Origin of the sequence: Haloarcula sp. NS06 (assembly GCF_051122755.1) — an archaeon.
Classification (GTDB): domain Archaea; phylum Halobacteriota; class Halobacteria; order Halobacteriales; family Haloarculaceae; genus Haloarcula.
The window spans coordinates 1,896,806-1,914,456 of record NZ_CP184844.1; the positions used below are offsets into that span (position 1 = coordinate 1,896,806).

Annotated in this window: 18 protein-coding genes; 10 read left to right on the plus strand and 8 right to left on the minus strand. The window is 63.4% G+C overall.

Going from position 1 to position 17,651, the window contains the following annotated elements:
- Positions 1 to 14 precede the first annotated feature (14 nt).
- Positions 15 to 401, plus strand: a complete 387-nt coding sequence (locus ACODNH_RS13630; RefSeq protein ID WP_306705001.1) for a DoxX family protein — start codon at positions 15 to 17, stop codon at positions 399 to 401.
- 41 nt (positions 402 to 442) lie between these two features.
- On the opposite strand, the gene ACODNH_RS13635 is transcribed toward ACODNH_RS13630, so the two are convergent.
- Together ACODNH_RS13635 and deoC are read right to left on the minus strand one after the other, a co-directional pair.
- Positions 443 to 1,726, minus strand: a complete 1,284-nt coding sequence (locus ACODNH_RS13635; protein ID WP_434530429.1) for a tRNA (N(6)-L-threonylcarbamoyladenosine(37)-C(2))-methylthiotransferase — start codon at positions 1,724 to 1,726, stop codon at positions 443 to 445.
- 50 nt (positions 1,727 to 1,776) lie between these two features.
- A complete protein-coding gene (gene deoC / locus ACODNH_RS13640) occupies positions 1,777 to 2,472 on the minus strand; it encodes a deoxyribose-phosphate aldolase (RefSeq protein ID WP_434530430.1) in 696 nt (231 codons plus the stop codon).
- A gap of 164 nt (positions 2,473 to 2,636) precedes the next feature.
- Here deoC and ACODNH_RS13645 point away from each other — a divergent pair, with 164 nt between their 5' ends.
- Positions 2,637 to 3,473, plus strand: coding sequence for a DUF63 family protein (locus tag ACODNH_RS13645; RefSeq protein ID WP_306705007.1), 837 nt, complete (start codon positions 2,637 to 2,639; stop codon positions 3,471 to 3,473).
- 6 nt (positions 3,474 to 3,479) lie between these two features.
- Here the strand turns inward: ACODNH_RS13645 and ACODNH_RS13650 are convergent, their stop codons facing one another.
- The gene (locus ACODNH_RS13650; protein ID WP_306705009.1) at positions 3,480 to 3,893 is read right to left on the minus strand and encodes a hypothetical protein; all 414 of its coding nucleotides are present in this window, start codon (positions 3,891 to 3,893) and stop codon (positions 3,480 to 3,482) included.
- A 233-nt stretch (positions 3,894 to 4,126) separates the two neighbouring features.
- Here ACODNH_RS13650 and ACODNH_RS13655 point away from each other — a divergent pair, with 233 nt between their 5' ends.
- The gene (locus ACODNH_RS13655; protein WP_306705011.1) at positions 4,127 to 4,636 is read left to right on the plus strand and encodes a hypothetical protein; all 510 of its coding nucleotides are present in this window, start codon (positions 4,127 to 4,129) and stop codon (positions 4,634 to 4,636) included.
- 1 nt (position 4,637) lies between these two features.
- Here the strand turns inward: ACODNH_RS13655 and ACODNH_RS13660 are convergent, their stop codons facing one another.
- Complete coding sequence (locus ACODNH_RS13660) at positions 4,638 to 4,859, minus strand: hypothetical protein (protein WP_306705013.1); 222 nt, start codon at positions 4,857 to 4,859, stop codon at positions 4,638 to 4,640.
- An 86-nt stretch (positions 4,860 to 4,945) separates the two neighbouring features.
- Here ACODNH_RS13660 and ACODNH_RS13665 point away from each other — a divergent pair, with 86 nt between their 5' ends.
- Positions 4,946 to 5,671: a nucleoside phosphorylase gene (locus tag ACODNH_RS13665; RefSeq protein WP_306705015.1), complete on the plus strand. Its 726-nt coding sequence runs from the start codon at positions 4,946 to 4,948 to the stop codon at positions 5,669 to 5,671.
- A 114-nt stretch (positions 5,672 to 5,785) separates the two neighbouring features.
- On the plus strand, positions 5,786 to 7,300 hold the full coding sequence (locus tag ACODNH_RS13670; RefSeq protein WP_306705016.1) for an HPP family protein: 1,515 nt from the start codon (positions 5,786 to 5,788) through the stop codon (positions 7,298 to 7,300).
- On the opposite strand, the gene ACODNH_RS13675 is transcribed toward ACODNH_RS13670, so the two are convergent.
- Positions 7,297 to 8,505 carry an NAD-binding protein gene (locus ACODNH_RS13675; RefSeq protein ID WP_306705018.1) on the minus strand — a complete coding sequence of 403 codons (1,209 nt, stop codon included), beginning with the start codon at positions 8,503 to 8,505 and terminating at the stop codon, positions 7,297 to 7,299. The genes ACODNH_RS13670 and ACODNH_RS13675 overlap by 4 nt on opposite strands.
- Positions 8,506 to 8,534: 29 nt before the next feature.
- Here ACODNH_RS13675 and ACODNH_RS13680 point away from each other — a divergent pair, with 29 nt between their 5' ends.
- The 3 genes from ACODNH_RS13680 to ACODNH_RS13690 all read left to right on the plus strand — a co-directional run bounded on the left by ACODNH_RS13680 (position 8,535) and on the right by ACODNH_RS13690 (position 12,053).
- Positions 8,535 to 9,815: a potassium channel family protein gene (locus ACODNH_RS13680; RefSeq protein WP_306705020.1), complete on the plus strand. Its 1,281-nt coding sequence runs from the start codon at positions 8,535 to 8,537 to the stop codon at positions 9,813 to 9,815.
- Complete coding sequence (locus ACODNH_RS13685; RefSeq protein ID WP_306705022.1) at positions 9,812 to 11,653, plus strand: cation:proton antiporter regulatory subunit; 1,842 nt, start codon at positions 9,812 to 9,814, stop codon at positions 11,651 to 11,653. The genes ACODNH_RS13680 and ACODNH_RS13685 overlap by 4 nt, the downstream gene beginning before the upstream one ends.
- A 121-nt stretch (positions 11,654 to 11,774) precedes the next feature.
- Complete coding sequence (locus ACODNH_RS13690) at positions 11,775 to 12,053, plus strand: ubiquitin-like small modifier protein 1 (protein ID WP_306705024.1); 279 nt, start codon at positions 11,775 to 11,777, stop codon at positions 12,051 to 12,053.
- Between the two features lie 18 nt (positions 12,054 to 12,071).
- Here the strand turns inward: ACODNH_RS13690 and ACODNH_RS13695 are convergent, their stop codons facing one another.
- The 3 genes from ACODNH_RS13695 to gatD all read right to left on the minus strand — a co-directional run bounded on the left by ACODNH_RS13695 (position 12,072) and on the right by gatD (position 16,010).
- On the minus strand, positions 12,072 to 13,727 hold the full coding sequence (locus ACODNH_RS13695) for a histidine kinase N-terminal 7TM domain-containing protein (protein WP_306705026.1): 1,656 nt from the start codon (positions 13,725 to 13,727) through the stop codon (positions 12,072 to 12,074).
- 60 nt (positions 13,728 to 13,787) lie between these two features.
- Entirely contained in the window at positions 13,788 to 14,672 is an 885-nt protein-coding gene (locus ACODNH_RS13700; RefSeq protein WP_306705029.1) for a GNAT family N-acetyltransferase, read from the minus strand.
- Positions 14,673 to 14,762: 90 nt separating this feature from the next.
- Positions 14,763 to 16,010: a Glu-tRNA(Gln) amidotransferase subunit GatD gene (gatD, locus tag ACODNH_RS13705; protein ID WP_306705031.1), complete on the minus strand. Its 1,248-nt coding sequence runs from the start codon at positions 16,008 to 16,010 to the stop codon at positions 14,763 to 14,765.
- A gap of 196 nt (positions 16,011 to 16,206) precedes the next feature.
- On the opposite strand from gatD, the gene ACODNH_RS13710 reads away from it, so the two are divergent.
- Together ACODNH_RS13710 and ACODNH_RS13715 are read left to right on the plus strand one after the other, a co-directional pair.
- Entirely contained in the window at positions 16,207 to 16,806 is a 600-nt protein-coding gene (locus ACODNH_RS13710) for a DUF5789 family protein (RefSeq protein WP_306705033.1), read from the plus strand.
- Positions 16,807 to 16,879: 73 nt separating this feature from the next.
- Positions 16,880 to 17,389 carry a hypothetical protein gene (locus tag ACODNH_RS13715; protein ID WP_306705035.1) on the plus strand — a complete coding sequence of 170 codons (510 nt, stop codon included), beginning with the start codon at positions 16,880 to 16,882 and terminating at the stop codon, positions 17,387 to 17,389.
- Positions 17,390 to 17,651 lie beyond the last annotated feature (262 nt).

The window sequence follows — 17,651 nt, forward strand, 5'->3', positions numbered from 1 at the left end:
CCATGCGATAGCATATGGGTGATGACTCATCGCGTAGCTGGCTCGCGCTTGGACGACTGTTGTTCGGCCTCGGTGTGGCCCTCCAAGCCGCTGAGGATTTCCGTGACATGGAGGATGCTATCGAGTATGCTGAGTCTGCGGGCGTCCCCGCACCGGACCTGCTGGCCCCGCTGGCCTCGGGAATGATGCTGGTCGGCGGGCTGGGGACGGCATTCTGGCGGCTCCCCCGTATTTCGACCGGTGCCGTCGCCACGTTTCTGGCCGTCGTCACGCCGACGATGCACGACTTCTGGAACGCCGACCCGGACAACCGGGGCGGCGAGCGCTTGGCTTTCTTCGGGAACCTCGCGATGTTCGGCGCAGCGGTCACGTTCCTTCGCGAAGCCTATCGTAGCGACTGAGGGGCCGGTCGTTCTGACTGAAAATGTGAGCTGACGACCCGTCAGTCCGCTATCTGCGCTCGCTCGACCGGCTCGCCAAAGGCGTACACGGTGTTGTGGCTCGTGATTTCCACGTCTACCGTGTCACCGATTTCGAGGCCGCGTTCCTGTGCGTCAGCGATGACGACCTGCCGGTAGGCCTCGTCGTAGCCAACCAGCGACTCGTCGGTGCCGTCCTCGACGAGCAACACCGAGGACGTGTGGCCGACCATCTCCTCGTAGGCCTCGGCCATCAGTTCCATCTTCGCCTCGCTCATTTCCTTCGAGCGGTCCTTCTTCGTCTGGCCGCCCAGTCCCTTCATATCGTCGGCGTCGGTTCCGGGCCGCTTGGAGAAGCGCGTGACGTTGATTTTCTCGGGGCGGGTCTCGCGAAGCAGCGCCATCGATTGCTCGTGGTCGGCCGGCTCCTCGGTCGGGAAGCCGACGATGAAGTCCGTCGATAGCGTCCAGTAGTCTAGGTGGTCGTCCAGCGTCTCGACGACCTCCAGATACTCCGAAACGGCGTGCTGGCGGCGCATGTCGGCCAGCACGTCGTCGCTGCCAGACTGGACCGGCGCGTGGATGAAGTTGTATAGTTTGTCGTGTTCGGCAAACACCGCTGCGAGTTCCTCACGGACGCCATGGAGTCCCTTCGGGTTCGCCATGCCAACACGGACCCGGAAGTCGCCGTCGATGTCGGAACAGATGCGGTCCAGTAGCTCCGGCAGGAGGCTCGTCCCTTGGTTCGTATCCCAGCCGTAGACGCCCGTGTCCTGGCCGGTGATACGGACTTCCTTCGCGCCGGCGTGGACGAGCGCGCGGGCCTTCTCGACGTTCTCCTCGACAGATGGCGATTCGATTCGACCGGTCGCCTGCTTGGTGATGCAGTAGGAGCAGTCTGACATACAGCCCCGGGCGATGGGGAGGATGCCGACGACGCCGTTGAGCACCGTTTCGGTGTCCGGCGTGATCGTCGGGCACTCGCCGTTGAGGACGTACTGCGGGACGTCGTCCCAGTGGAGCACCTCGGCGTCGATGTCGGCGCTCTGGAACTCCTCGCCCTGTGCGAGCGCCATACAGCCCGTGATGACGAGGTCGGCCGGCGTTTCCTTGTCGAGTTCTTTGGCCCGTGCGAGCATGTTGCGTTCGGTTTTCTCAAGCACCGTACAGGTGTTGAGGATCGCCACGTCGGCGGACTCCGGCCCGTCGGCGGGGTGGTGCCCGCCCTCCCGGAGCGCCTGCTCGATCTGCTGGGTTTCACCTCTGTTCGAGGTGCACCCGTACGTCTCGATGTGATACCGGGCCATTCATCCAGACACTATCGCCAGGACGGCAAAAGGGCGACGGATTGGACTGGTCAGTAGCCGTCGTCTGTGGCCGCGTCGTCTCGGTCTGATTCCGGTTCGGTCACGGTCTCACCTTCCGTTGCGGCCTGCCACTCCCGAACGATGGTATCGCCGCTCGACGCACCGATCCGCTCGGCTCCGGCCTCGAACATCGCCTTGGCGTCGGCCCACGACCCGACGCCGCCGCTGGCTTTCACCGGGAGGTACTTGCTGAGAATCTCCACGTCGTGGACCGTCGCACCGCCCTCGCTGAATCCCGTCGCCGTCTTGAGATACGCGGCGTCGGCATCAGCCGTGAGCTGCCCGACCCGTTCGAGTTCGTCATCGGAAAGCAGCGGCGCTTCGACGATGACCTTCACGGGAACCGGGACGCTAGCGACGACTTCGGTGATGTGGTCCCGGACGGCGTCGTCCTCGCCGGCTTTGAGCAAGCCCACGTTGCACACCATATCCAGTTCGTCGGCTCCAGCGTCCCAGGCCAACTTGGCCGCCTGGCAGACGCTGTCGGTCTGACCCTGGCCGTGTGGGAAGTCGATGACGGCCGTGAGTGGGACGTTCGCGTACTCGGTCGCCAGCGGGAGCGCCCACGGCGGGATGCATGCTCGCATGCCGTACTGGAGCGCCTCGTCCAGACAGGTTCGTATGTCGTCCGGTGTCGTCGTCGGTCCGAGGACTGTATGCTCGATTCGGTCTGGTATATCGTCCATACCGCGGGGTGACACGTGGTATCTACGTAAAGACGGCGGGCGGCAGACGGTGGGTGGTTTACTGTCTCTCCGTCTTCAGTGTCCGACGGTCGCCGCTCAGGCTGTGATTCCCTCCGTCAGTCTCGTTCGGAAGATTTTCCCTCATCGGAGTCGGCGTGGGGGACATGGTACTGCCTTCGGGGTTAGCGCTCCCGCCGCTTGAGTACACTGTTGGGCTGCTTGCGGGCACGCTCGTGGTGACAGCGCTGCTGTACGCCCTCGAACCACCGATCGACCAGCGGACCGTGGTTGCCCTGACGCCGTGGATGGCGCTTGGCGGCGCACTCCACGCGTTCCACCAGCCACCGATTGAAGCGTACAGGCCCGTAGTCACGCCGCTGTTCGGCGCGCCGGCGGTGTACCTCACAACCTTCGTCACGCTGGGCGTCGTCTGGATCACGTTGACGCTGTTCAGCGTTCGCCGCGGCCACAGCGAGACGATATCGCGCAATCTGGGGTATATTGGTATCGGACTCCTGACGGTGTTGCTTGTCATCGCTGTCGTGATGGCACTGGAGTCCGACCTGCTGGGGCTTATCTGGCCAACCATCGCTGTCGTCGTCGCGACGGTTGCCACCGCGGTGACGGTGCTTGCGGTCGCGCTATGGCGGACACCGGTCGTGGTTCGGATGCGCTATGCAGCCCCGACGGTCGTGTTCGCGCATATGCTCGACGGCGTCTCGACGGCGGTCGGCGCTGATGTTATCGGCATCACGGAACGAACGCCAATCCCGGCCCGAATCATGGAGTTCGCCGGCACACTTCCGACGGCCCCGTATCTTGGTAAAGGCTGGCTGTTCGTGTTCGTCAAACTCCTCGTGGCGATTGGGGTTGTCTTCCTGCTGGATGACTATCTCGAAGAGGACCCCGTCGAAGCGAGCCTCTTGCTCGCGGTCGTGACCGCCGTCGGCATCGGCCCGGCCACGAACAACATCGTCCTGTTCCTGTTCAGTCCGGTCTGAGGGCGGCTACTCTGGGACCGAATCACCGAATCGCTCCTGCCGTTCCCGTTCGAGCCGCTGACATCCGAACACGAGTGAATCCGGAACGTCCGTCGCGTTGGACTGTAGCGATTCGAACACGACAGCCACCTCATCAAACCGTGGACCGCGACTGGCAACCAGTGGCTCACTTTCCCACGTAATGAACTCGTGGTCGGACAGCATCGGCAGATGACAGTGGTACAACTCCTGCCGAAGGCCCTCTGGATCCGGCGGGACGTTTGGGTTTACCGCACTCTCGGGGAGGGGGACTGTCTCGTCAGGGTGGGCATCCAACAACGTGATGATGAGCTGTCGCCGCGGCTCGACGGCAACAGCCTTGAAAACTTTGTCCCAGCGTCTGATCACCTGCTTTCCGTTCTGGTAGCGCTGCTGTGTCATGATATAACTTGCATCATGATTTCGTGCGGCGACATATATATTATCGTGGTGTACTATATTGAGTGAATTGAGCTCCGGGGACGGTTGCTCCAAGACGACACTACCGCGGATGCTGAAACAAGCTTGCTGGCGCTCGGTGAGACACCCGGAGTAGCTATCCTGACGGCGGGCCGTTCTAGCCCCGGACCCTGTTCTGGAACTGTACCGCTGCGCCTCCCCAGTCGCATGACACAATGCTCATTGGCACTGCGAACAAGGGATGGTACGTGCTTGACTACCCCCTCACGCAGTGGGCGTTCGTCTGTGTCGTCGCCGGCGCGGTCGTCGGCCTGTTGTTGAACATCCCGATGGTGACACAGGACGAGGGGTACCTGCCGGCGTACGTTGCCGCGGCCGGACTCACCCGCACTGACCCGAGTGCAGTGAGTCGTCCCCTCGCTGTCGTCGTCCATCACGGCACCGCCCTCGTCGCGGCGCTGCTGTACGGCGCGGTTGTTGCTGGCCTCTCGTTCGTGCTTCCGACGGCGCTCCCGGTCAACGGCGTCCCGCTGATACCCCATATCGTCGGTGTTGTGGGCATCTCCACGTTCATCTACTACTTTTTCGCCCGTGTCGCTATGCCTCGTTTCGGCGGCAGCGTCCGAGACGACGCTGACGAGATTATCCGACAGTGGGCACTCACGGCGTTCATCTTCGGGACGGCGCTTGCACTGTTCACCCCGGTGCTCGTTACCTGGCTGTAAGCTACGTGTCCCCGACTCGCTTCGAGAGGTTTCTGTAGGCCCCGAGATACAGGAAGACGCTGGCGAGCAGCGCGAACGGGACGACGAGGGTCCACGAGGGGCCGTTCGGCGTTCCTGCGCCGATGGTGTAGCCGGTCAGCAGTCCGAGGACGACTCCGGCGGCGAGAGCGATACCCGCCGGCCCTCGCATCCGCCTGTCGAACAGCGAGATATCGTCTGCCATACGTCCTCTCTCACGGCCGTCCTACCTCACTGTTGTGACCGACGGAAATCCATTGACTACTAAATAGTTCCGTGCGACTGGCCTGTATGGCGAAACAACCGCATCTACTCGTTGAGCCGGGTGACCTAACAGATATCGCGCTCGTGCCGGGCGACCCCGGACGCGTCGACCGCATTGCAGGCCTCTGTGACGACCACGAGGTCGTCGCGGAGAACCGCGAGTACAAACTCGTCAACGCGACCTACGACGGCCGCGAACTGACGATTTGCTCGACCGGCATCGGTTCGCCGTCGACGGCCATCGCTGTCGAGGAGCTGGAGGCAGTCGGCGTCGAGACGCTCATCCGTGTCGGAACGACCGGCGCGCTTCAGGAAGGCATCGAAATCGGCGACATGGTCGTCGCCAATGGCGCTGCCAAGGACGAGGGGACGACGAAACGCTACGAGGACGTGGAGATTCCGGCTGTCCCCGACTACGACGTGCTTTCGTCGCTGGTCGACGCCGCCGAGGCGAACGACGAGGACGTTCACGTCGGCCCCATCGCCACGGATGACGCCTTCTATGCCGAGACGGACGAATACATCAACGACTGGGAGGCCGCGGGCCTGCTGGCCGTCGAGATGGAGGCCGCCGCGCTGTTCTCGCTGTGCCGTCGCAAGGGCCTGCGCTCGGGCGCTATCTGTACCGTCGACGGAAACCTCGTCGAGGGGACGCAGAAGGGCGAAACCGATGGCGAGGAACTCCCCGAGAAAGCCAAGAACAACGTCGAGCGCGCTATCGAAATCAGTCTGACGGCGGCCGCGTCGCTGTAGGGTTGGAACTGCTGGACTTCTGAGAGCGCCAGCCGGGCTATCGGACCCCATGAGTGTCCGGTCGCGCCGCTTTCCGGCGGAGGGCTTAACAGACACTCTCCCGTGGAAAACTGTATGCTCGACCAGTTCCGGAAGCGACTCCACGCGGCGGTCAGACGGCTCCGGCGGGTCGAGCGCCGCGAACTACAGGACTTCAGACGGTGGGCCGAGGTGACCGAAAACCTCGTCCACCTCTCCATGCTGGTGTTCGTTCCGCTTGCGATCGTGCTGGTGACAACGCTAGCAAACACTGTCCCACGACTCAGTTTCCTACTGTTCCCGCCGCTCGCGGCGGGGTCGTACACCCTGTTCATCGACCCGACGAGCAAGTACTCCGATCCGAAGCGGTTCGTCGCGGGGCTCACCATCGGCGCGGTCTGTGGGCTGGGTGCACTCGCCGTTTCGAACGGCTATCTCACAGCACCGGGCGGCCAGTTCGGTGTCAACGCGCTCGGTGCCGGCCTCGCTGTCTTCGCGACTGGCGTTGTCACCTGGCCGCTGGACATCGAGGAGCCCTCATCGTACTCCACCGCCTTGCTGGCGCTGCTGGTCGAACCGAGCCAACGGGCGACGTTCGTTGCCAGCATCTTCCTCGCCAGTTCGCTCGTGGCGGTTCTCTTCGTCATCTGGCGCGAGCAGTTCTATGAACAGCGAGCAACGTATCTCTACGAGTCGATGTCCGGTGACGACCACGTTCTGGTCCCGATGCGCGGCGACTCGGCAGGACAGACAGCGATGCTAGGCGCGCGACTCGCAGCCGCCCACGAAGCCGGCAAAGTGGTCCTGCTGGACGTGGTTTCGGACAGCGACGCCGCCACGGCCCAGCAATCCCTCACGCGGGACACGATACAGATGGACATTCGGTCGGAGAACGGCGCAGAGTCGCCACCGGCCCGGACCCGCCTCGTCGGCGATGGCGGTGACCCGGCCACCGCAGGGGTGTCGCCGGACAAGACCGATCTTGAAGCGGAGGTCGACTGGCTGGAGACCCACGCCGACCGGATCGAGACGCGAACGGGCGTCTCCTGTCAGGTCGTCGTCGCGAGCGACGATGGCTCGCCGGCCAAGACGACGCTGCAGACTGCGGCCGAAACCAACTGTGACCTCATCGTCGCACCTTACGAGAGTCAGCACGGGGCGCTGACGCCGTATCTACAGCGGTTGTTCCGCAGTAAGAGCGACATCGTCGTCCATCGGTCTCGGAGCGACCGGACCCGCTGGAAACAGGTCATCGTCCCGGTGCGGTCTGTCAGCGACGTGGCACACAACATGGTCGACTTCGCCACGCGACTGGCCGGTCGGAGCGGGCGGGTCGCTGTCGCGACCTGTATCGGCTCCCGCGGGGACCGCCGCCGGGCCGAAGAGATGCTTGCGGACCTCATCGAGCCATACGAGGGCGCGTTCGAGACGCGGGTTCCGCGAACAAGCATTCAGACGTTCCTGTCCGATACTGCATCGCAATACGACCTCATCATGATCGGGGCTAGCCGTGACCGGAGCAAGGCGTCGCGATTCATTTCGCCGCCGACATTCGAACGGCTTGAGGACGTGGAGACGGACATCGCTATCGTCGACCGCGGCCGGCCCTAGATATCTGCGTCGTCCTCGTCGCTCACGTCGAGCAGGTGGTCGGCGATATTCTCCATCCCCTTTCGACCCAGTGCCGACTGAACGATGAGGTGGCCACCCAGCACTGCCGGGCTGATGACCGTGTCCGCGCCCGCTCGGCGGAGCTTCTCGATGTTCTCGCGGTCGGTCGCTCCGGCGACGATGTTGACCTCCGGATTCAGCGTCTGTGCCGTCAGTACCGCCAGCGCATCCTGTGCGTCGTCATTCGTCGCCGCAACGACCGCCGCGGCCTCCTCGATACCGGCCCGTTGCATGGGTTCCTCATCGCTTGGGTCTGCGGTCAGGACAGCGATGTCCTGTTGCTGGAGCCGCGTGGCCGTCTCTGTGTCCGGCGTAATGACCACGAAATCGATTGCGCCGGTCAGTTCTTCGATAATCGGTTCCGTCAGGTCGCCGTGGCCGAGCACCAGTACGTGGTTCTCGAGCAAGTCAAGTTGTGCGTCAGTCATGTTTCCGAGTGCTTCCGAAAGCCGCTTCTCGATTGCTGGGCCCAGCAGCGACCCCAGTGCGATAGCGAAACTGGCCGTTCCGAGGACGACCACGGACATCCCGAACAGCTTCGCCTGCTGGCTCTGTGGGGTCACGTCGCCGTACCCGACGGTACTGGCCGTGACCAGCGTGTAATAGAACGCATCGGTCGCCGTCGAAAGATTGGCGAATTCATCGCGTAGCGCGTACGACCCTGCCGTCCCGTACATGAGCGAGCCGACGAGTGCCGCGCCCGCAGCCAGCTGTGCTGTCGAGAGATCGACCGATCGGTCGAAGCGCCGCCGGTTCAGTAGCATCACCGGGAGCGAGAGCAGCGAGAACACGACGAGCGGAACCGAGACGGCTGAACTCGGCACGGTGCCAATGAACGGAAGTACCACCTCCGACTTCTGTACCAGCCCCTGAATCGCTGCCACGGGCAGCAAGACGACGGTCGCGTACCACGCGATTCGCAGGCGGCGTCGGAGTCCGATGGCGCTAACGAGTAGCGTAAACCCAGTGAGCGCACCGGTGAATCCGGCTGTCCGCTGTATGCTTCGCGGAATGAGACCCCCGAGCGGCCCGCTGATCGACACGGCACTGATGTTGACCACACCAGTGACGAACGACAACACTGCCACCAGCACTGGCAGGATGATCGTTGCGCGTGCCCCCAACCAGTTCCGCGGCCTGTCCATACCCATCCAGATTACAGCGGTCGGTGTAAATGTACTGTCCGCGGGCCGGAAGCGATTTACTACCGGCCACGCAGAATGTGGACATGGCTTCGCTCCCAGTCGAGGTGTTGATGGGGATCTATCTGGGCCTGTTGGTGGGAGTGATACCGGCGCTCGTGTCGTGGGCGCTGGGGTTTACTTTCAAGTATTTCACCGGCATCACCGTGCCGGGGTTCGGTGTTGTCGTGCTGGCAATCGCGCTTGCCGGCGTCAGCGGCGGCCTCATGGCACTGGCGGATAAGTCGATTACGCAGGCCCCCAACGCCGAGCGCATCATTACTGCAATCATCCTCGTTGGGATGGTATCGCTGTACGCACATAGCAAGGGTGACCAGCTCGGCGCGAACTTCCCGAAGCGGCTCTCCTTGCAGGGGCTACGCGAGAAGAAACTCTCCGCGGATGTGGTCGAATTCGTCGGCGGCCGCGACGAGGTCCGTATTCGCATCGTCGGTGACGTGGCCGACATGGAGGGGTATCCGCCGCTTTCCGAGCCGCTCCGAGCCGAAATTCGCAACGAGGAGTGGCGATTCCCGGCCGACCTGCGCATCGGCGAACTCGAACGCCGGATGGAGGAGCGCCTGAAGTCGGAGTTCGATCTCGGCGACACCGCCGTCTCAATCGACGAGCAAGGGCGAGCGACGGTCGTCGCCGCGCCGCCGTTTTCGGGCCTGTCGAAACGGGTGGGCGACAATCGCCACGCCGTTTCGGTCGACACGCTGTTGCCGACCGGGCTGGCCCGAAACGATGAGGTGACAGTGCTGACTGAGGACGCACAGGTTCGGGGGACTGTGGTCAGTGCCCGGTCGACGCCGTCCGCCGATGAGACGCCGGCCGAGACGCCGACGGAACCGGAAATCGCCGACGCCGAGGCGCCCCCGACGCCGGTTCAGGCACCGACGACCGACGGCGGCGAGGGCCGACTCACCGTCGCTGTGACCCGGACGGATGTGCAACCGCTCTTGCGGTCGGCCCAGCCAAAGGTCGTGGTCGAACCCCGGGGAACTCACCGGGAGTACGAACTCGTCTCCCTGCTCCGCCGGGCTGGAAGCCGGTTTCGCCGTCTCACGGTTCGCGCCGACGGCCCGCTTGACGGGACGACGCTCCGGGATGCCCATGTTCGGGAGGCCCACGACGTTGCTATCGTCGCTATCCGGACACAGGATGGCTGGCAGGTCGCGCCGCGTGGCGATGCGGCCGTCGAAGCCGGCGACGAACTGTACGCGATTGGCCGCCGAACCGACCTTGATGCCTTCGTGGAGGCGGTCGCATGACACCGCTTGGCCCGACACTGCTTGCACAGATCGGTGCAAACCTGCAACTGGAGACGGTGTCACAGACGTTGGTCGAGGGCGTTGTCTGGCTCCTCGTCATTATGCTCCTCGCTGCGACGCCGGCTGGCGCTATCGCTGTCTTCTACCGCTGGTACGTCCGTGAACGGATTCAGACGGGCCTGGGGCTCCTGTTCGGGCTAACTGCGGTCGTCCTCGTTATCGGCGCGACGACTGCGCTCAGCGAGGTTATCCTCGGTGATGAGGACGTGTTGGCGGCCGGTGCAGTCCTGTTGAATCTTGCCGCGTTCCTCGCCGGCGGCGTCGGAGCCTACGGCGGGATGCGCATTGGAGACCGACTGGGTGTTGACCTCTTTGCCGCGACTGGCGGCCGGAACATCGACGCCGACGTGAGCGAGATCGTCCAGACCGTCGGTCGTGTCACGTCTGTCCGCCTCCCCGAGGATATCGAAGACATTATCGGCTACGACCCGATGCCCGATGAGACTAAAGAGACACTTGCAAACCGGCGGTTTCTCTTCCCTCGACGGCTGACGAAAGACGAACTCCGGGACCGCCTGGTTGGCCGGCTCAAGACCGACTACGGCGTCGGCCATGTGGATGTCGAACTGGCCGATGACGGCACCGTCGACTACCTTGCGGTCGGGTCGCGGGCGGCTGGTATCGGCCCGACGCTGCCGCCCTCGACGAACGCCGTCGCTATCCAGGCAGACCCAGCCCATGCCGCGAGCGCCGGCGATCTGGTTCAGGTCTGGGCGCAGGCACCGTCGAAGCGCGTGCTCACCGGCGAACTCCGGGGCGTCGCCGACGACGTGGTAACGGTCGCTATCGACGCCGCCGACACGCCGAAACTCGACCCGCAAACACAGTACAAGCTCGTCACGCTCCCGGTGCAGGACCGCTCCGACCGGGAGTTCGCCTCGCTGCTCCGTGCGGCCGACGAGACGATGGGCACCGCCACTGTCGAACCGGGGAGCACGCTTGACGGCGCGCCGGTCGGCAGTCTGGCAGTCTCGGTGGTCGCGATCACCCGCGACGACACAGCGCCGGAGACAATCCCCTCCCGCGAACGCGTCCTCGCAGTCGGAGACACAATCTACGCAATCGCCACCCCGGACGCGTTGCGGCGGCTGGAACAGGCCACGGAGGGGAGAGGCGAACCAGCCACGACGGCAGCTGTGATGGACGAACCGGACGACGATACTGATGACGGGGATGGCCAGCCAGATGCGTCCAAACCCACTGGTGGCCACGAGCAGACTGGCGGGACGGAAAAAACGGCGGCTGATACGACTGCTACCACCGCTGACGACAGCGCTACCGATGTCGACACGGTCGAGACTGATGCCGATGACACAGCCAACGCTGACGCAGGCGCAGACGCGGCTGACACCGCTACTGCCGACGAGCCGACAGGTACCGCTACTACCGCGACTGACACCGCTGTTGAGGATGAGTCGACGGCGACCCGCGACGAAGCGGACTCCATGGCAGACACCGAAATCGAGGCCATGGCGGACGCCGCCGACAGCGACGAGTCCCCGGACGACGACCCGCTAGAGGCACTCCGGAACACCGACGTTGAAGAGCCAAGCGACGATCTGACGGCTGATGACGCGTTCGACGACTTGCCGGCGGACGACGACGATGACACTGTCGAGGTGTGGGACCCGGAAGAGCGAATCGCCGAGGCGGACGGTGAGCCTGCTGCCGACGAAACCGACGACAGTGACTCGCCGGCCTCCGAAGCGCTAACCGAAGACGGAGACGGCGAAGATGACGAATCAACTGCTGGTGATGATCCAGAGAAACCCAGCTGAGGGGCGAGTATCGTTACTGCCAGATGCACGCCGTCGCAGACTGTTATTCTCCAGCCTGCCCGAACGGGCCGGACACACTGTGGTCCGGAACTCTCTTTTGCCGGACGCTCGGAGTACGGCTATGGAGTGGAAACTGTTCGCACACCTCCGGGATGCGGCCGACGGCCAGTCGGTCAGCGTCGATATCGAAGGGGACGCGACGGTCGAAACAGCGCTCGACGCGCTGCTTACGACGCGACCGACGCTCGCTGAGGAGGTACTCGACGAGAACGAAGAGTTGGCCGACCACATCCGGGTGCTCGTCGACGGCGAAGACCCGTTCGCCGCCGGCGATGGGCTGGCGACGACAGTCAATGAGGAGACGGAACTGGCGCTGTTCCCACCGGTCAGCGGCGGTTGAGACGGATCGTTGGCCGGGTCAGTTTTTCACCGGACTCGCCACTGTTACGTTCGAGATGACGACGCGAACGCCGTCCTGATATTCAGTATCGAGTGTTACGTCCCAGCCGTGGGTCCGTGCAAGCATCCGCAAGTTCGGGAGCGTCATCCCGGCTGCAGCGTCCGGTATCGCGCCGCCGTACTCGAAAAAGGCCTCCGAGTCTGTCTCGCCCGCCGGGGTCCCATCGTCGGTAATGACAATCTCATCGGCCTCCCGGGAAACGGTAACTGTTGACGCGTCGTTATGGGCCGCGAACGTGAACCCGCTCTCGAAGAGGTCCCGCAATCGTGTCGGATCGGCGACGACCTGTCCCTCCACGTCAGCCGCCATGGTGAGACTGTCGGTGTCGGCACGTTCCCAGGCTCCTTCGACAACTGGCTCGAGGTCGACAGGCATTGTTTCGTCAATTGTCTGCCCATGTCGAGCTAGCGTCGCGAGCCCATCGACGATTTCTGACATCCGATCGGCCGTTTCAGACGTTGATTGGAGGGATTCTTTCGCTAGGTCTACGTCTCCGCGGTTCAGGGCGTCGCCAGCGGCGGAGACGCGACCGGTGATTATCTGGAGCGTGTTCAGCAGTTCGTGTCTGATTGCAGTGGCGAATCCCTCTAATTGCTCGTTCTGTCGGTCAAGTTCGCGGCGACGCCGCTCGGTTTCGGTCACATCGGTGAACACGAGCATCCGACCGATATCGACCTGTCCTAGCGAAAATGAGGTGTCACTGACGAGGTAATACTCGGTCCCGCCACCCCGGCTTCGTTCGAGAATCTGCTCGTCCGTTTTCAGGATCTCCATGACCGCCGGCAATACCGTCTTGAGGTGCTGCCCGCGGCTCCCAGATAGTGTCGGGAAGAGCCGCTGTGCCTTGCCGTTAGATTCCTTGATATGGCCGTCCTCGTCGAGATACACGACAGCATCATCGACGCCGTCGGTCAACTGTACGGCGAGGAACGCCTCATCGTACACGTAGAGGACACCCAACGCGAACAGTGCAACGCCGAGCGGTTCGTGATTGATGTCGAGCAAGAGGTCGCTGACGTACCCGACGATATCGAGCGTCGCCGGAAGTGCGGTAATACCGACGAGAACGCCGAGCGGACGTGTATCGTAGTCGGCTTCGAGGAACAACTCGAACAGCATGAAGAAGCCGACGGTGACGAGCGCGTAGGAGAGCCCCGTCACTACCCAGTGGAATACCCCGTGTGTGATCGACAGATGCGGGAACGGGTTGGCGACGAACTGCGTGGCGAAGTAGAGCCCGTGAAGCGGATTGGTCAGCTTTATTATGACGATACCGAGATACGCGCCCACAGCGACCGCACGGTACGATTGGTTCCGGTGGAAGGCCCGACCCGTGTACGCCGAGCAGAAGTACAGCCACGCACCGACCGTCGCAAGCCCGACGATGAGGCTGCCGAGGTAGAATGCGTACCCCAGCGTCCCGGGCGTGATCAGGAAGCCGAGTTCCAGCGCCGCCCAGCCACCGCTACAGAGGAGGAGCCCGACCATTCCCCGGCGGGTATCGGGGTCCTCCATGCGAGTCGCTCTGTAGAGCCCGATACCACACCCGACCGCCGCGAGGGCGTACGCCGCCACATACGCAAGAAACGCTGGAGGGCTCCCAAACAAATTCATCTACCGATGGTACGGCAAGTATTTCTATGAGTGTTGTGACCGCGTTATCGGTTATGATAACTATCTGAGGCCGTCTATCTCGAACACGAAGTCCGGGCGCTCATCGATGTTCCCGCCAGCGTACGCGGTCTGGGCGACGTGGCGCGGTGTCTCAGGGATGAGGACCCGCGTTCCGTCGACGCCGAGAGTAGCTGCATCGGCAGCTATCGCAGTGAATAACGCCTGTGCGGCGTCGACATCATGCCACACCCCGACCGCGTACTCCGCGAGCTGTTCGCCGTCAGCGTCTGTCGTTCGGACCCGACAGGCCATCCCCTGTGGCCCGTCACCGCCGACAGTAAGGACAGTCTGGTCGGCCGCCAGCCGGTCGAGTGTTTCCCGAGTCAGCGTCGAGAGCGCCCAGCTCTCCCCGCTGTCGAGCGCGAGCCCGGACAGGGCGCTTCGGCCGTCGCTCTCCTTCCAATAGCGCCATGCTGTCGCGGGGTCGTTTCCGACAGTCATTTCAGGCGTCTCGTCCGCCGGATCGGGGTGCGCCCAGCGGAACGACGTGACCGCTTCGAAGCCAGTCGCCAGCGACTGGCCAAGTCCAGCCTCATTCCAGGAAAACACCATGCTTCGACCGACCGACGCGCCGGCATCGGCCGCCCACTCAATGAGGTGGTCCGTCAGCAGTGACCCGAACCCCTTCCCCCGGTAGTCCGAGTCAACACGCATGCCCTGGAACCATGCCTCGGTCTCGGTGAGTATAACGGCCTGCGCGAGGCCGACCGCGTGGCCGTCAACGTCGACGACGAGGGTTTTCCGGTCCGCGCCGTCGTCGTCGACCCACTCGCGGAACACGTCGGGGATGTAATCAGCCATCGCGCGGTCGGCCCAGACATCGCTTGTCAAGTCCACAATATCGTCGTAGTCGTCGTGACGAGCCGTCCGAACAGTCGGCGACATACCGGGAGACTCGCCCGCGACAATAAAAAAGAGGCGCTCCGGTGGCGGAGTCGCCCGCACCGTGACCGAGTTACCGCGCTGGGTCCAGTGCTACAACCAAGGTGTCGAGCGCTGCTGAATCTCGCCGGCGAGGGGGTCCTGCATCGTATCGGCCACGTCGTCGCTGTTTGCCATCGCCCACATGAGCTTGACCTTCGCTGTGCCGGGGAGCATATCCTCGCCCTCGATGACGCCGGCGTCGAGCAGGTCCCGGCCAGTGTCGTAGACGCGGTCACAGACACGCCCTTCGAGGCACTGGCTGGTCATGACAAGCGGGATGTCCAGTTCCTCGACGGTCCCGATCCAGTCGGTGTTGACGTGGCCGAGCCCGGTCCCTTCGATAACGATGCCTTCGCTGTTCTCGGCGGCCGCTTCGAGCAGCGACGGGTCCATCCCCGGCGAGAACTTCAGGAGTTCCACGTCGGTCTCGATATGGTCGTGTAGCGCCAGGTCGACGGCGTCCCGTTCGGTGTACTCGCGGCGGAACGTGACCGTGCTCTCGCCGTCGATGTCGTAGTCGACCTCGCCGAGTGGCTTCGCGCCGACGGTCTCGAAGGCATCCCGGCGCGAGGTGTGGTTCTTCCGGACGCGAGTGCCGCGGTGGAGCGCACAGCGGTCGTCGGACTCGTCGGCGTGCATACAGACCAAAACCTCCGCACAGTCGCTCGTCGCAGCCTCGACCGCTGAAACAGCGTTCATCACGTTGTCCGAGGACGGGCGGTCCGCCGAGCGCTGGCTGCCGGTAAACACAATGGGTACTGGCGTATCGAGCATGAACGACAGCGCCGACGCGGAGTACTGCATCGTGTCAGTGCCGTGCATGACGACGATGCCATCCGCGCCGGCCTCGATCTCCTCGTGGACCGCTTGCGCGAGGTCCTGCCAGACGGCCGGGGTCATGTTCTCCGAGAGGATGTTGGCAACGACGCGGCCGCGGTAGTTCGCCATCCCGGCCAGGTCCGGGACTGCCCGCAGCACGTCCTCGGCGTCGAACTGTGCCGTCACTGCCCCGGTCCGGTAGTCGACCGTCGAGGCGATGGTTCCGCCAGTGGAAATCAGCGAGACCGTCGGGAGGTCGTCGTCGAACTCGATTGCCGACTGGCTCTGTTCGTCCTGTGCGCTCTCGACGTCGTACACGTCCGATTCAAGCACGTCGATGGATGCGTCCTCACGGTCGATACCAACGTTGTATCCGCCGTCGAGCTTGACGACGAGGTGCTCGGGCGTACTCGATGGGAGCAACACGCCCTCGTAGGTCTGGGCCGCGCGCTCGACGCGGACCCGGTCGCCTGCGTTCATGCGCGGCACTTTCCGCCGGTGGGACTTGAACCCACTCGTTTCGACGAGCGCTCTCAGTCACACATTGGACTGTGCTGACCGGTCGGCGGTTTCAGTCTATGCTTCGGTTCAATTTCGGAATATCGACACTCGTTACGTTGGATTTCAAGCGTTACCAGACCACAGTGTTATCCCACTCGACATTCTTCTAACAGGTATGGCAGACAACAAGAACGGCCGCGAAGCCCAGGCCCGGAACGAGGAACGCCGCCAGCGGGAGCGCGCTATCGCCGAGGAACTTGAGCGCGCGGACGAACCCGAACCGCCGGTCGACCCGACGGAACTCGCGTACTTCGAGACAGAACTCGAAACGCTCGAATTCCCGGTGACAGCGGCTGAAGTGGTCGCTACGGTCGGCGATAGGGAAATCGAGGCCACCGAAGGGACGTACACCGTTGCGGACCTCTTACCCGATGCGGAGGTCGAGTCCTTTGAATCGCCAGCCGAGGTCCGGACGCGGGTCCAGCGGCCGACGGTAGCCGGGGCGATGAAACGCGTCGTCGAGGCCGCCGACGAACACCAGAGCGCGTCGTTCGGGGCCTCACAGCGCGACGGTTACGAGCGGACGTTCCGGGAGCTACGGACTATCGACGCGGATGACGACGATGAGGGCATTCGGGCCATCGCCGACTGGATTATTGAGCACATTCACAAGAACGAGAAGCTTCCTGGGTCTCGCGACGTTCGCCGGGAAGCGGCGGAGTTCTGCCGGTCGAACGGCTACTCGGTTCGCAACGACGAGTGGCTCGGTATCTGAGCGACACACCACCGTATCCCTGAGTGCCGGCAGACCCCACAAGGACCATACTACTCGCGGTCCCACACTCTGTATGGCCGAACGAACCGAGGAACGGACCCGCGACACGGACGCGAAATCGGGCAGTGACCTCGGCGTCGATGTTGGCACGACCGAGTCGGTCGAGACGGATGTTGCTGTCGGGGAATCGCGAGATACGACATCGTCTGTCACCGAAACGTCCACGAAAGACAGCGGCAGCTACTTCTCACTGCGGGCGCTGCTATTTGCCTTCGGCGCGGTCGGCGGCGGAATGGTGCTCGGCGGGCTGATACCGCTCGTCCCGTTCACCGAACTGGTCGGCATCTTGCTTGGTGGATTCGTCTACGGACTGCTCGCCAGCGAGCGCCGATACGTCGAACTGGGGCTGGCGGGCGGTTTCAGCGGCGGTGCGACGGCCGTTCTGTCTCTCCTCCCACAGCTCGCCGCGGGATTGAACGGGACCAGACTGTTCGCCATCGCCGGCGCTGTCGGTTTGGTACTCGCAGTCGGCGGGCACTACTTCGGGCGTGACCTTCGCAGCGGACTGACGGAAGACCTGTAGTTTGCTCGACGGTACATTCTGGCCAGTGGCGCGACCGCCCCTTCTGGGCTTACTGTACTTGATGATCCTGTCGTCTGATATGCCGCACATCGGTCGGCCAAACGATCTCGATGTCCTGCCGATAGCCTGCCTGCGAAAGAGTCCCCAATAGCAGTCTCGGCGTGAACGGACTTCTTGGCACGTAATATTGACTGTACTGGTCTTGTCATATAGTGGTAAGATAAATCCATATATCCAGAATATTGAGATGTAACTGACCATA